We start from the raw sequence: 12,731 nt of genomic DNA, 5'->3' as shown, positions 1-12,731 counted from the left end.
CTCTTGTACTGCAAATATGAGGCTCTCCCGGGTGCCGACAGTGCAGTGGTCCACAGTACTAGCCAGCGGGCGATTATATCCGCGTTTTCCCGCCTTGTGTATAGGCGAAATATGCCGGTTCATTCTGTTACGCAAAATTACACACGTGCCGGCGCGATCTGCAACCACCCTTCCATGGCCCAATCGTGAAATGTGTCCATGAGATCGGGAAGTGCCGCGCACGCGGCCATTTCCTCGGCCGTCAGCTGGCGCATGTCTGCCAGGCGCCGCAGCCACTTCGCCAGGGCCGGCGGCGGTTCATACGCTTCGCCGTTCAGGAAGAAGTTCGTGCGGTCGTAGAGCGCAATGGAGCCCGGAGCAAGGACCACGCCATGCGCCTTGGCCAGCTTCGCGTACTGCTTCAGGCTGATTTCCGCGATCTCCTCGAACTGCACAGATTGCTTGGGCTCCGACAGGTACGACCCGAGGAATTCGGACACCATGCCCTTGTCCCATTTCAGCGCCTGCAGCCGGTCCGCGACAGCGCGCGCCAGGCCGGGCGGCAACTGGGCCGGGGTGGCCGTGGCGGCCTCGCCAGCGTCGGCGTAGCGGCCGTCCAGCGCTTCGTTGCCCTCGACCGTTTCAGACAGCCATGCCAGGAAGTGGCCCGCCAGTTCGCGATAGGCGGGGGCGCGGAAGCCGATCGACGCCGTCATGCATTCCCCTTCGGCAATGCCGTCGTGGGCGTACTGCGGCGGCAGGTAGAGCATGTCGCCGGGTTCCAGCACCCATTCCTCTTCGGCGCTGAAGTCCGAGAGGATTTTCAGCGGCATGTCAGGAATCAGATCGAGCTTCGTCTGTGACGAAATGCGCCAGCGGCGTCGGCCCGATGCTTGCAGCAGGAAGACGTCGTAAGAATCGAAGTGGGGACCCACGCCGCCGCCATCGGTGGCGTAGCTGATCATCACGTCGTCGAGCCGGGCGTCGGGCACGAAGCGGAACTGGCTCATCAGTTCGGCGGCCGCCCGGGCGTGGAGGTTCACGCCCTGCACCAGCAGCGTCCACTTGCCGGTCTTGCGTGACGGCAGGTTGTCTTCGGCGAACGGGCCGTGTTCGAGCTTCCAGCGGTTGCGAAAGTACGACACCAGGCGCGATTCCACATCGTCCCGATCGGCCAGTTCAAAAAGCGATTCGCGCGACACAGGGGGCACAATTCCGGGCACGGCCTGTCGAATCAGCAACGGTTTGCGGTGCCAGATGTCACGCATGAATGCCGCGGGCGTCATGCCCCCGAGCAGCGTGAGCGGTGCGTCGGGATCAATGGGGCCCGCAGGCAGGGCCTGCGCGTATAATGCGGAATCGCTCATGGAGTCAAGAATTGAAAATCGCTAAGAACACGGTGGTGTCCGTTGTGTACAAGCTGTCGGACGCGCAGGGCAATCTCATCGAGGAATCCGATGAGCCCATGGTCTATTTGCACGGCGGGTATGATGGCACGTTCCCCAAGATCGAGGAAGCTCTCGACGGCCACGATGCCGGTTTCGAGACCCAGCTCCAGCTGGAACCCGATGACGCGTTCGGCGACTACGATGCCGAACTGGTGAAGGTCGAACCGCGCGACCGCTTTCCCGAGCCGCTGGAAGTCGGCATGCAGTTCGAGGGCGTGCCCGAGGACGGTGACGACGAGGATTCGATCATCTACACGGTGACCGACGTTGCCGAAGACAAGGTTGTGCTGGACGGCAACCACCCGCTGGCCGGCATGGCGCTGCGCTTCTGGCTGAAAGTGTCCGAGGTGCGTGAAGCCACCACCGAGGAAGTGGAACACGGCCATGCGCATGGCGCCTCGGGCATCGAAGTCGTCGACGAAGACGAGGACGATGGCGGCGAGGCAGACAGCCCGCGCACGCTGCACTGACTCGATACGGATCCCTGCCAGTCGAGCGATACGCGACAGGTCATCGCGAATTGGGAAAAGCCGGCATCTGCCGGCTTTTTTCATTTGGATTCACGGATGCTGGCCGATGCATGACGCAGGTCAATTCCGCCGGCCCTCTGGTTGGCACTAGTTGGGCTTCGGCCCGTCCTGCAGCTCCACCTGGAACACCGATCGCGTGCCGGGTGTGACGGTCAATTCGACCCAGCGCGAAGGATTGCCGATGGGCAACGCCACGCGCGTGAAGTTTCCAACGACCTTGCCGGCTGTGTCGCGCAACGGCTTGTCGACGCTGAAGCCACTGTCGCTGGCATGGACAAGCAGTACCTGACCCGGAAACTTCACGGTCAAATCGCGTAGTTGTTTCTTGAATTCAAGGTAGCCATCGCGCGTGTTGCGCCGCAGGAATCCATCGAACAGCGATGGCTTGCCGCGCTTCTCCCAGCCGTTGCCGAACATCGGGTCGGCGTGGACCACCACCAGGACGCCAGGCAGATCGCGTTGGGTAGCCACCGAGAATGCCCGGTGCAGCCATTGCCGGTTGGCCTCGCGGCGGTCTTCGAACTCGCCGTTACGGCCACCTTCGCTGCGATAGTGATTGTTGTCCCCGGGCAGGTTCAGTCCAACCACCATCACGTTGCCTTCCACCAGTCGCACGTTCTCGCGAAAGCTGCGGAACATGGCCTGGTCCGACTGCCGCACCACGGGGATCGTGCGCCGACCGAGCGTGGTATCCATCGGAAAGAACAGCTCGCGTAGCCGGTTCAGGCGCTCGACCGCATCGAATTTGCCGTTGACCGGCTTCTGGCATTCTGCCCAGTCAGTTTCCCCGGGGACATAGAGCAGTGGCGCGGGAGCGTCGTCGAGCGCGCGCTGTCGCGCGCCCAGCACCGCGTCTCCGCAGGATTCCGTGTCCCCCTTGATGCCGCCGGCATGCACGATCAGCGCGACCTGTCGCGCGTTCATCTGGGCGAACAGTGCCGCCAGATCCGCTTCCGCCGCGGGCCATTGCGGCACGTCGGCGATCAGCGCCATGCGCGTGGGCTGCACGGCGGGTGCCGGTGGCGGCGTGACCTTGCCGGTGCGCGCCGCCAGGACAGCGCCCGGTGTCGTCAGGCAGACGTAGCCAATCAGGACGGCCGCTGCCAGGGCCAGGCGTCCGGAGCCGTGCGCGGCGCTCATGCCTGCGCGGCAGATTCCGCAATGGCCTTGAGCCGGTACAGCGCCTCCAGCGCGTCGCGCGGCGACAGGTTGTCCGGGTCGATGGCGGTCAGCGCCGCCAGCGCTTCCCGCGCGGCCGCCTGTTCGACTGCTTGCTCGATCGATGCGGAGGCCGGACCCGACACGGTGTCGTCGTCATCGGGAGGCGTGGCCGGTGCCGCGAACAGGTCCATCTGCGGCGTCGGCGTGGCATCGGCCGATTGCTGCTCCAGCCATGCCAGGTGCTTGCGCGCGGCGCGAATCACGGGCTGCGGCACGCCCGCCAGTTGCGCGACCTGCAGGCCGTAGCTCTGGCTGGCCGGGCCGTCCTGCACGGCATGCAGGAAGACGATGCCGTCGCCGTGCTCCACGGCGGACAGATGGACGTTCGCCGCCTGCGGAAATTCCTGCGGCAGTTGCGTCAGCTCGAAATAGTGCGTGGCGAACAGCGTGTGGCTGCGGTTGTGCGACAGCAGGTGGCGCGCAATCGCCCACGCCAGCGCCAGGCCGTCGAAGGTCGACGTGCCCCGGCCGATTTCGTCCATCAGCACCAGGCTCGACGGTGTGGCGTGATGAAGGATGCCGGCCGCCTCGGTCATTTCCACCATGAAGGTGGAACGTCCGCCGGCGAGGTCGTCGGCTGCCCCGATCCGCGTGAAGATGCGGTCGATCGGGCCGATCCTGGCTTGCCGCGCCGGCACCCATGCGCCCACGCAGGCCAGCAGCACGATCAGGGCTGTCTGGCGCATGAATGTCGACTTGCCGCCCATGTTCGGGCCGGTGATCAGCAGCAGCTTGCGCGCCTCGTTGAGCTGGCAGTCGTTGGCAATGAAGGCGATCGATTCCGCAGCCAGTTGCCCCTCCACCACCGGGTGCCGGCCCTGCGCGATATCGACCACGTTTTCGCTGACCCGCTCCGGCTGGGTCCAGTCCAGCGTGCGGGCGCGTTCGGCCAGCGTGGTCAGCACGTCGAGCCGCGCCAGGGCGCCCGCCACGCGTTGCAGGCTGCCGATGTGCGGCAACAGCGCCTGCAGCAGTGCTTCATAAAGCTGCTTTTCGCGTGCCAGGGCGCGGTCCTGCGCGGACAGGGCCTTGTCCTCGAAGGCCTTGAGTTCCGGCGTGATGTAGCGTTCGGCGTTCTTCAGCGTCTGGCGGCGGCGATAGTCGTCCGGCACCTTGTCGGCCTGGCCGTTCGTCACTTCGATATAGAAGCCATGCACGCGGTTGTACTCGACGCGCAGGTTCGAGATGCCGGTGCGTGTGCGTTCACGCGTTTCCAGCTCGATCAGGAACTGGCCGCAGTTTTCGGAAATGTCGCGCAGTTCATCGAGCTCGGCATCGTAGCCGCGTGCAATTACGCCGCCATCGCGGATCACTGTCGATGGCTCCTCGGCCACCGCGCGCGTCAGCAGCGACAGGCAGTCGGCCGGCACTTCGAGTTCGTCGATCGTTTGCGCCAGCAACGGCGATTCGTGCGCGGCGCTGACGCTGGCCTGGACGGCGGGCAGCGCGCCGAGCGTGTCGCGCAGCGACGACAGGTCTCGCGGCCGCGCCGACAGCAGCGCCAGCCGGGCCGTGACCCGTTCGACATCGCATAGCCGGCGCAGCGTGGCGCGCACGGTTTCCGGGTCTTGCGCGATCAATACGCCAATGGCCTGCTGACGGGCACGCGGCAGCGCCGGGTCGCGCAGCGGGTGATGCAGCCAGTGGCGCAGCGCGCGGCTGCCCATCGTCGTCGAGCAGGTGTCGAGCAGCGAGAACAGCGTCGGCGATTCGCCGCCACGCAGCGTTTCGGTCAGTTCGAGATTGCGCCGTGTCGCGGTATCCAGCCCGACGAACTCGGATTCCCGCTCGACGGTGACGCCCTGCACGTGGCGCAGCGATTGCCCCTGCGTGGTGGCGGCATAGTTGAGCAGCGCGCCCGCCGCGCCCAGGGCGGCGCCCAGGCCGGCGCAGCCGAATGGCTCCAGGCTGGCCACGCCAATCTGCTCGCGCAGCCGGCGCGTGCCGGCGTCCTGGTCGAAGTGCCATTCGGGCAGGCGGGTGCGGGCACACTCGAGCACGGGCAGATCCATGCCGTCGGCATACAGCAGTTCGGCCGGGCGGATGCGTTCGAGCTCGCGCGGCAACTGGGCGGCATCGCATTCCATCAGGCGTAGTTCGCCGCTGGCAAGGTTCAGCCACGCCAGGCCTGTCTTGCTGACGCCGCGGCGCGTGGTCTGCTGGTGTACGGCCATCAGATAGCTGTCGGTCTTGTCGGGCAGCAGTGCCGCGTCGGTCAGCGTGCCAGGCGTGACGATCCGTACCACCTTGCGCTCGACCGGCCCCTTGCTCGTAGCCGGATCGCCAATCTGCTCGCAGATCGCCACCGATTCGCCAAGTTTGACCAGGCGCGCCAGATATTGATCGACCGAGTGGAACGGGATGCCCGCCATGCGGATCGGCACGCCGCCGGACTGCCCGCGCGACGTCAGCGTGATGTCGAGCAGGCGGGCAGCCTTCTCGGCGTCGTCGTGGAACAGTTCATAGAAGTCGCCCATCCGGTAGAAGAGCAGCGTGTCCGGATGGTCCGCCTTGATGCGCAGGTACTGCAGCATCATTGGCGTGTGCTTTTCAGCCTTGTCCGACTTGCCGGATTTGCCGCCGCGCGGCGTCGTGCCTTCGGCGGCGGCCAGTGCTTCGGCCGACAGGACGGCGTCGCCGGCGGCGCGGATGTCGTCATCGCGCGGCGTGTCGTCGGGCGAAGTCGTGGACAGGTTGGAAAGGGCTTCAGCGGACATGCATTCCTCTCGGGCGGCGCCACGGTGGGGCCGCCGGTATATCGGTTGCCGCGGGCCAGGCAGGCTGTCGAGCGGACGCGCGGGGCGCCCCCGGCATCACCAGCCTGTTCGGGCTCGCGGCGCAAAGCGGCATTTTACCGCCAGCCCCTCTCGGAACCTCGTCCCCGATTCTCATTTTTGCTTGGGAATTCGGGGCCTTTGCGCAGGCTCATGCGTCACTGGCCATGGCTTCCAGCGCGGCGCGCGCCAGAAAGCCGCTGCGTGTTTCGTGGCGGGCACCGACGAAGGTGTCGATCTTGTGCAGCACGAAGCGGGGCAGGCTGATGTTGATGCGCTCTGGCCGGTTGTCGAGCATGGCCAGGTCGACGTCGGCCAGGGCCCAGACGGCGCCGGCGAATTCGGGCCGCTCCGCCAGTTCGGCGATGGGCGTGGCGGTCAGGGTGACCGCCTCCCCAAGGGACAGCAGCACCTCGAAGTGGCTGATGATGGCCTCGCGCGCATTGCGGATGGCGTCCTCGACCGTGTCACCGGACGAATAGCAGCCCGCCACGTCGGGCACCGTCACACCGTAGATGCTTTCGGGGTCCTTGTGAATGGCAATCGGAAATTCCATGTCGTTGCTCTCCATGCGTTGTGCACCAGTCATACCAGCCGGGCCGTCCTCATGATGCTGCGTACGGTGCCGGTCGGCAGGTCCTTTTTCGGATGCGGCACGGTGACGATTTGCGCGCGCGACGGGTGCTTGTAGGTGAGATGGCTGCCCTTGCAGCGCACCAGGCGCCATCCCTCACGTTCCAGCAGGCGGATCAAGGCCGTTGAATGCAAAAGTGCCTCCTTCAGGCGATCCGTGTGTAAATATACACACGATAATGAAGGGGGCGCAAGCGATTTTGTTTATGGAAGGAGACTCTATGCGGCGCCGGCCACGAAGTCTCGGGCCGGATTCTCAAAATGCGTCGGCGACGACGAGATTTGTCACCCGCATCGCCGATGCGCTGCAAAGTTGTCAGTCGCGACTGCGGCTAACCGGACATTTCCGACGAAAACTGTCACTTCGCCAGCGAAACCGGCCTGGCATGGTTCGTGGATGGATCAGGCGTACCGGCACGCAGAGGCCGGCAACAAGACGGGTCGCAACATGAAAAAGGCAACGACGGGAAAATGGCCGGGGAGGGCCGCGGCAGGGGTCCCGGTGGGGTGCATGGCCGGGCGGCCAGCGCTGCGCCGTGGATTCGCGCTGATCGAGCTGATGATCGTGGTGGCGATCGTGGGCATCCTTGCCGCCATCGCCATTCCGACGTATCAGAATTTTGTGGTGAAGTCGGAAATCGGCCGCGCCTTCTGGGAGGCATCGGCGTACAAGATTCCGGTGGAAGAACGCCTGCACGATGGGCAGAACACCTTTCCGGACCCGGTCGCGTCGCTCGGCTACGTGCCATCGCAGCTGACCGCCACGCCCAACCGGTTCGCGTTCAATGCGGACGGATCGGGCAGCATTGTCGTCACGCTCGATGGTGACGTGCATCCGGCGCTCAGGGGCACCCGCCTGACGGTGGGCCGGCTGGCTGACGGCACGTGGAACTGCGCGGTCCGGGTCGGCAGCGGCGCCGTGACTGCACAGCACCTGCCAACCGCGTGTTCGCTCGATTCCGCCGGCTAGGGGCCGGCTTTATCGTGCTGCGCCGGCTGTTTATTCGCCGATCGGCTTCAGCGACGGCTTGACGTTATCCAGCGAGAACGGCGACAGCAGGCGCACCATCTGGGCGAAGGCCTTCGGGTTGCCGGCCAGCACCTCGCCTTGTTCCATCTGGCGCGATTCGCCGTTGTAGTTGCCCACCAGGCCGCCGGCCTCGGTGATCAGCAGCATGCCCGCGGCCATGTCCCACGGCTTCAGGCCGCGCTCGAAGAAACCGTCCAGGCGGCCGCATGCCACATAGGCCAGGTCCAGCGCGGCGGCGCCCGGGCGACGCAGGCCCGCGCAGCTGCGCGTCATCAGCGCGAAGATTTCAAGGTATTCGTCCATGCCTTCGAGGTCACGGAACGGGAAGCCCGTGCCGATCAGGCAATCGGCCAGCTTGTCGCGGCGCGTGACGCGGATGCGGCGGTTGTTCAGGAATGCGCCGGCGCCCTTGCTGGCCGTGAACAGTTCGTCGCGCGTCGGGTCGTAGACCACCGCCTGCGACGGCACGCCCTTGTGCAGCAGGCCGATGGACACTGCGTATTGCGGAAAGCCGTGGATGAAGTTGGTGGTGCCGTCCAGCGGATCGATCACCCAGGTGAATTCGTGCTGGTCGTCGCCCTCGGCCCAGGATTGGCCGGACTCTTCCGCTAGAATGGCGTGCTCGGGGTAGGCGGTGCGGATGATCTCGATGACGGCGGCTTCGGCCGCGCGATCGACTTCGGTCACGAAATCGTTGTGCTGTTTGCGCGAAACGCGGACCAGATCGACGTCGATCGACGCGCGGTTGATGATGGATCCCGCCTTGCGGGCCGCCTTGACGGCGATATTGAGCATCGGATGCATGAATCTCTCCAGGGGCCGCGCAGGACGTGATTCGCAGCAGCGGCATCCGCCGGCAATGGGCGGTTGGCGCGCGAACCGCCCGGCAGTGGCCGAACAGCACAACGGATTGTAGAAGAACAAGGGGCGTCGCCTGGTTGGGCGCCGCACCGCAATTGGAAGGCGCCATTGTATAGGAACCCGGCCCGCTGTACGAGCCGACGGCGGCAAACGCCGCGGCAGGGGCATCCCAGATGACTGAAGCATTGAATTCCCAGGCTGAACCCAATCCCGTAGCGGCCACTGCAAGTGGTGTATCAGGCATGTTCTCGCGCGTGCGCGTGGTGCTGGTGGAAACCAGCCACCCCGGCAACGTGGGCTCGGTGGCGCGGGCGATGAAAACCATGGGCTTTGGCGGCCAGCCCGGCAGCCTGGTGCTGGTGTCGCCACGCGAGCCCGGCGTGCTGACGCATCCGGATGCGGTGGCGATGGCCAGCGGCGCCGACGACGTGCTGGCCGGCGCCCGCATCGTCGACGATGTGGAAAGCGCGCTGGCTGGCACGGCGTTCACGGTGGCGATGACCGCGCGACAGCGCGAATTCGGCCCGCCGCGGCTGTTGCCGCGCGCCGCCGCCGCACGGGGCCAGGCGATGCTGGCGGCCGATGGCGGGGGCATCATTGCCTTCGTATTCGGCAACGAGCGTTATGGATTGCCTAACGAGGCGGTACTGCGCTGTTCGGCCGTGACCCATATTCCCGCCAACCCCGCGTACGCGTCGCTGAACCTGGCGCAGGCGGTGCAGCTGATCGCCTACGAAATGCGGCTGGCGCTGCTGGAAGCCGAGCCGGCGCAGGCCGAGGCGTCTGACGGCACGCCGAATATCGGCTATGCTGGTGAGCCCGCCACGGCGGAACAGGTCGAATCAATGTTCGGCCATCTCCAGGCGGGGCTGGTCGCCATCGGATTTCTCGATCCGGACAACCCGCGCAAGCTGATGCCGCGTCTGCGGCGCATGTTCGCCCGCGCCGGGCTTGAGCGCGAAGAGGTCAACATCCTGCGCGGCATCGCCAAGCGCATGCTGCTGGCGCGCGACGGTGACGAAGGTGCCGGCCGGCACGGCACGCAGACAGACGGCAACAAGGAAGGCTGAACCGTGATTTCCATCCCGGCATACGACATGCGCAGCAACGCCATCGGCCCCGCCCCCGGCCGGAGCGGCGTTCGCGCGCGCGTGGGTCAGCCGGCGCGATGTTGAAGCCGTCGCGACCCGAAAAGCCCTGATGGCCTCAGGGCCCGGCGGCAGGCGTACAAATCTCTTACACTCCCTGCTCGCACGCGCCCAGGCCGTCCCCCAAGCAATCAAGAAGCACAAGACCGGCTCCTGACCGCGCCGGCGACCGTTCGCACGTTGTGCGAACGGCGCATCGGCGCGGCAACACGACACGACGAAGATGTTCACTCGCCTGAAGGAAGATATCGATGCCATCATGCGGCGCGACCCCGCCGCGCGCAGCCGCCTGGAGGTCCTGACCTGCTATCCGGGGCTGCACGCCGTGATTTTTCACCGCGTGGCCCATGCGTGCTGGGGCAGCGGATTCCACTGGCTCGGGCGCTGGATCTCGCACTGGTCGCGCTGGCTGACCGGGATCGAGATCCACCCGGCGGCCACGCTTGGCCGCCGCGTATTCATCGATCACGGGATGGGCGTGGTGATCGGGGAAACCGCCGAAATTGGCGACGACTGCACGATCTACCAGGGGGTGACGCTGGGCGGTACGTCGCTTTACAAGGGCCAGAAGCGCCATCCGACGCTGGGTGCCGGCGTGGTGGTCAGTGCCGGGGCCAAGGTGCTGGGCGGATTCGTGGTGGGCGATGGCGCCCGGGTGGGCTCGAATGCCGTGGTGCTCAAGCCGGTGCCGCCGGGCGCCACCGCCGTGGGCATTCCGGCCCGCATCATCATGCCCGACGCGCCACCGCAGCAGCAGGGCGCGAAGCAGGAATTCTCGGCCTACGGCATCACGCCGAACGCCGACGATCCGGTATCGCTGGCGCTCAAGAGCCTGATCGACAACGCGGCCAAGCAACATGACCGCATCGAGGCCGTGCTGGCCGCGCTAGACCGGCTCGGCGAGCATCTCGAGAACACCCCGAACGACCGGTTCGACGCGAGCGAACTGCGCAAGCTGATGAAATAGGCGTCTGGGCGACGGACTGGCACGCCGTGCGGCGCGGCACGGATCGCGGGGCGGACGGCATCGTCAGTCCACCTGCGGCAGCAACGTGAAGCCGCCGGAATCGAGTTGCAGCACGGCCGCGCGTGGGTGGCGGCCATCGAGATCCCAGTCGGTCAGCACCCAGCGGTCGCCCCGAGCGTGCGCGTGGCGGGCCGGGCGGTGCGTGTGGCCGTGGATCAGGGTGGGGGCGCCGCTGGAAGCCAGCAGCGCATCGACGGCAGCGGGGGCGGCATCGCCATAGTCTGGCGGCGCGGCGCCTTCCGGCTGGTTGGCCCGGCCCGCCTCGCTGTCGGCACGCAGCCGGCGCGCGATCTTCAGCCGGGTGGACATCGGCAGGGCCAGAAACAGCCGCTGCACCCAGCCCTTGCGGGTCCAGTTGCGGAAGCGGATGTAGCGCGGGTCGTCGGTGCAGAGCATGTCGCCGTGGCTCAGCACCACGCGTTGCCCCGCGCAATGGATCACCGAAGGGTCCGGCAGCAGCGTGGCGCCTGCCGCGTCGGCAAAGCGCCGGCCAATCAGGAAATCGCGATTGCCGTGCATCAGGTAGACCGGCACGCCGGCCTGGGCCAGCCGGCGCAGGGCCGCCGCCACGTCGGCCGCGAACGGTGTCTCGGTTTCCTCGTCGCCCACCCAGAACTCGAAGAAATCACCCAGGATGAAGAGCGTGCCCGCCTGACGGGAAGCCTGGTCCAGCACGCGCTGGAAGGCGGCCAGCGTGCGCGGCATGCCGGGTGTCAGATGCAGGTCGGAAATGAACCACGCCGGCGCCTGCACCTCGATCGGTGCGGCCGCCGGCGTGCGGTCGGATGCGGTCATGCGTTTCGGAGGGGTGTGTTCACCGCGAGCGGCATGCCGCCATCGAAAGGAACGTTGCCGTCGGATTATTCGACGATGGTGGCCTTCTGGATCACCACGTCTTCCATCGGCACGTCCTGGTGGAAGCCCGAGGTGCCGGTGCGCACGCCCTTGATGGCGTCCACGACGTCGGTGCCTTCCACGACCTTGCCGAACACGGCATAGCCGAAGCCTTGCGGCGTGGGCGAGCTGAAGTTCAGGAAGTCGTTGTCCACCACGTTGATGAAGAACTGGGCCGTGGCCGAATGCGGCGCGTTCGTGCGGGCCATGGCAACCGTGTAGCGGTCGTTCTTCAGGCCATTGCCGGCCTCGTTCTCGATCGGGGCATCGGTGTCCTTCTGCTTCATGCCCGGCTCGAAGCCGCCGCCCTGGATCATGAAGTTCTTGATCACGCGATGGAAGACCGTGTTGTCATAGTGGCCCTTGCGCACGTACGACAGGAAGTTCTCCACCGTCTTGGGGGCCTTTTCGGCGTCCAGTTCGATCGTGATGACGCCTTGCGTCGTTTGGAGTTGTACCTTGCTCATGGGTTACCTCTGTTCGGTGACGGTTATGGCCGCGCGCGATGCGCGCGGTATTACTTGGTGACGACGGTGGCGGACTCGATCGTGATCGGCGCGGCCGGCACGTTGCGCATGGCGCCGTAAGCCGTGGTCGGGGTGGTCTTGATCCTGTCGATCGTGTCCATGCCTTCCACCACCTTGCCGAATACGGCATATCCGTTGCCATCGGGCTGCGGGTAGTCGAGGTTCGGATTATCCACCACATTGACGAAGAACTGCGCGGTGGCGGAATTCGGATTCGACGTGCGCGCCATGGCCACCGTGCCGGCCTTGTTCTTCAGGCCATTCTGCGCTTCCAGCGGAATCGGTGCGCGCGTGGGCTTTTCCTTCATGTCGCGGTCGAAGCCGCCGCCCTGCACCATGAAGCCGTTGATCACGCGGTGGAAGATGGTGCCGTTGTAGAACCCGCTTTTCACATATTCCATGAAGTTTGCGACCGTCTTCGGGGCCGCGTCGGGATACACCTCGACGGTGAACTTGCCGGCGCTGGTGACGAATTGCACACGCTCGGTCTTCTGGGCGGCGGCCGGGCTGGCACCCTGGGCCAGGGCGGCCAGCGGGGACAGTGCGGCGGTGGCGGCCACCAGGCCAGCCAGGACGATGCGGCGGGAAAGGGTCATCTCTGGAACTCCGTCTTGCGATGCAGGTGAGCGGTTCGGGCAGGCGCCGGCGCCCATGACGCC

Annotated in this window: 13 protein-coding genes; 4 read left to right on the top strand and 9 right to left on the bottom strand. The window is 66.1% G+C overall.

Annotated features, from left to right (window positions below):
- Positions 1-137: 137 nt before the first annotated feature.
- Complete coding sequence (locus tag AC24R4_RS11420) at positions 138-1,346, bottom strand: ribosomal protein uL16 3-hydroxylase (protein WP_400392554.1); 1,209 nt, start codon at positions 1,344-1,346, stop codon at positions 138-140.
- Between the two features lie 11 nt (positions 1,347-1,357).
- On the opposite strand from AC24R4_RS11420, the gene AC24R4_RS11415 reads away from it, so the two are divergent.
- On the top strand, positions 1,358-1,897 hold the full coding sequence (locus tag AC24R4_RS11415) for an FKBP-type peptidyl-prolyl cis-trans isomerase (protein ID WP_153948906.1): 540 nt from the start codon (positions 1,358-1,360) through the stop codon (positions 1,895-1,897).
- 147 nt (positions 1,898-2,044) lie between these two features.
- Here AC24R4_RS11415 and AC24R4_RS11410 read toward each other — a convergent pair whose 3' ends face one another.
- From AC24R4_RS11410 to AC24R4_RS11395, 4 genes are all read right to left on the bottom strand, one after another.
- Positions 2,045-3,097, bottom strand: a complete 1,053-nt coding sequence (locus AC24R4_RS11410) for a hypothetical protein (RefSeq protein WP_487523157.1) — start codon at positions 3,095-3,097, stop codon at positions 2,045-2,047.
- Positions 3,094-5,715: a DNA mismatch repair protein MutS gene (gene mutS, locus AC24R4_RS11405; protein ID WP_400395783.1), complete on the bottom strand. Its 2,622-nt coding sequence runs from the start codon at positions 5,713-5,715 to the stop codon at positions 3,094-3,096. Before mutS ends, AC24R4_RS11410 begins: the two co-directional genes overlap by 4 nt.
- A gap of 388 nt (positions 5,716-6,103) precedes the next feature.
- On the bottom strand, positions 6,104-6,508 hold the full coding sequence (locus AC24R4_RS11400; protein WP_487523156.1) for a type II toxin-antitoxin system HicB family antitoxin: 405 nt from the start codon (positions 6,506-6,508) through the stop codon (positions 6,104-6,106).
- A 29-nt stretch (positions 6,509-6,537) separates the two neighbouring features.
- Complete coding sequence (locus tag AC24R4_RS11395) at positions 6,538-6,720, bottom strand: type II toxin-antitoxin system HicA family toxin (RefSeq protein WP_487523155.1); 183 nt, start codon at positions 6,718-6,720, stop codon at positions 6,538-6,540.
- Between the two features lie 376 nt (positions 6,721-7,096).
- On the opposite strand from AC24R4_RS11395, the gene AC24R4_RS11390 reads away from it, so the two are divergent.
- Complete coding sequence (locus AC24R4_RS11390) at positions 7,097-7,555, top strand: pilin (RefSeq protein WP_487523154.1); 459 nt, start codon at positions 7,097-7,099, stop codon at positions 7,553-7,555.
- A gap of 30 nt (positions 7,556-7,585) precedes the next feature.
- On the opposite strand, the gene AC24R4_RS11385 is transcribed toward AC24R4_RS11390, so the two are convergent.
- Complete coding sequence (locus AC24R4_RS11385; RefSeq protein ID WP_153948903.1) at positions 7,586-8,419, bottom strand: inositol monophosphatase family protein; 834 nt, start codon at positions 8,417-8,419, stop codon at positions 7,586-7,588.
- A gap of 230 nt (positions 8,420-8,649) precedes the next feature.
- Here AC24R4_RS11385 and AC24R4_RS11380 point away from each other — a divergent pair, with 230 nt between their 5' ends.
- Both AC24R4_RS11380 and cysE read left to right on the top strand, forming a co-directional pair.
- Positions 8,650-9,546 (top strand): RNA methyltransferase, encoded by an 897-nt coding sequence (locus AC24R4_RS11380; protein ID WP_400396020.1) that lies wholly within the window; start codon positions 8,650-8,652, stop codon positions 9,544-9,546.
- Between the two features lie 301 nt (positions 9,547-9,847).
- Positions 9,848-10,591 (top strand): serine O-acetyltransferase, encoded by a 744-nt coding sequence (cysE, locus tag AC24R4_RS11375; protein WP_400396022.1) that lies wholly within the window; start codon positions 9,848-9,850, stop codon positions 10,589-10,591.
- A 63-nt stretch (positions 10,592-10,654) separates the two neighbouring features.
- Here cysE and AC24R4_RS11370 read toward each other — a convergent pair whose 3' ends face one another.
- From AC24R4_RS11370 to AC24R4_RS11360, 3 genes are all read right to left on the bottom strand, one after another.
- Positions 10,655-11,446 (bottom strand): UDP-2,3-diacylglucosamine diphosphatase, encoded by a 792-nt coding sequence (locus AC24R4_RS11370; RefSeq protein ID WP_487523153.1) that lies wholly within the window; start codon positions 11,444-11,446, stop codon positions 10,655-10,657.
- A gap of 65 nt (positions 11,447-11,511) precedes the next feature.
- A complete protein-coding gene (locus tag AC24R4_RS11365) occupies positions 11,512-12,012 on the bottom strand; it encodes a peptidylprolyl isomerase (protein ID WP_153948899.1) in 501 nt (166 codons plus the stop codon).
- Between the two features lie 50 nt (positions 12,013-12,062).
- Entirely contained in the window at positions 12,063-12,668 is a 606-nt protein-coding gene (locus AC24R4_RS11360; RefSeq protein ID WP_400393862.1) for a peptidylprolyl isomerase, read from the bottom strand.
- Positions 12,669-12,731: the final 63 nt, after the last annotated feature.

This window comes from Cupriavidus sp. CER-90, assembly GCF_057652055.1.
The sequence above is the reverse complement of the archived record's forward strand: the minus strand, read 5'-3'. Positions and strand labels throughout refer to the sequence as shown.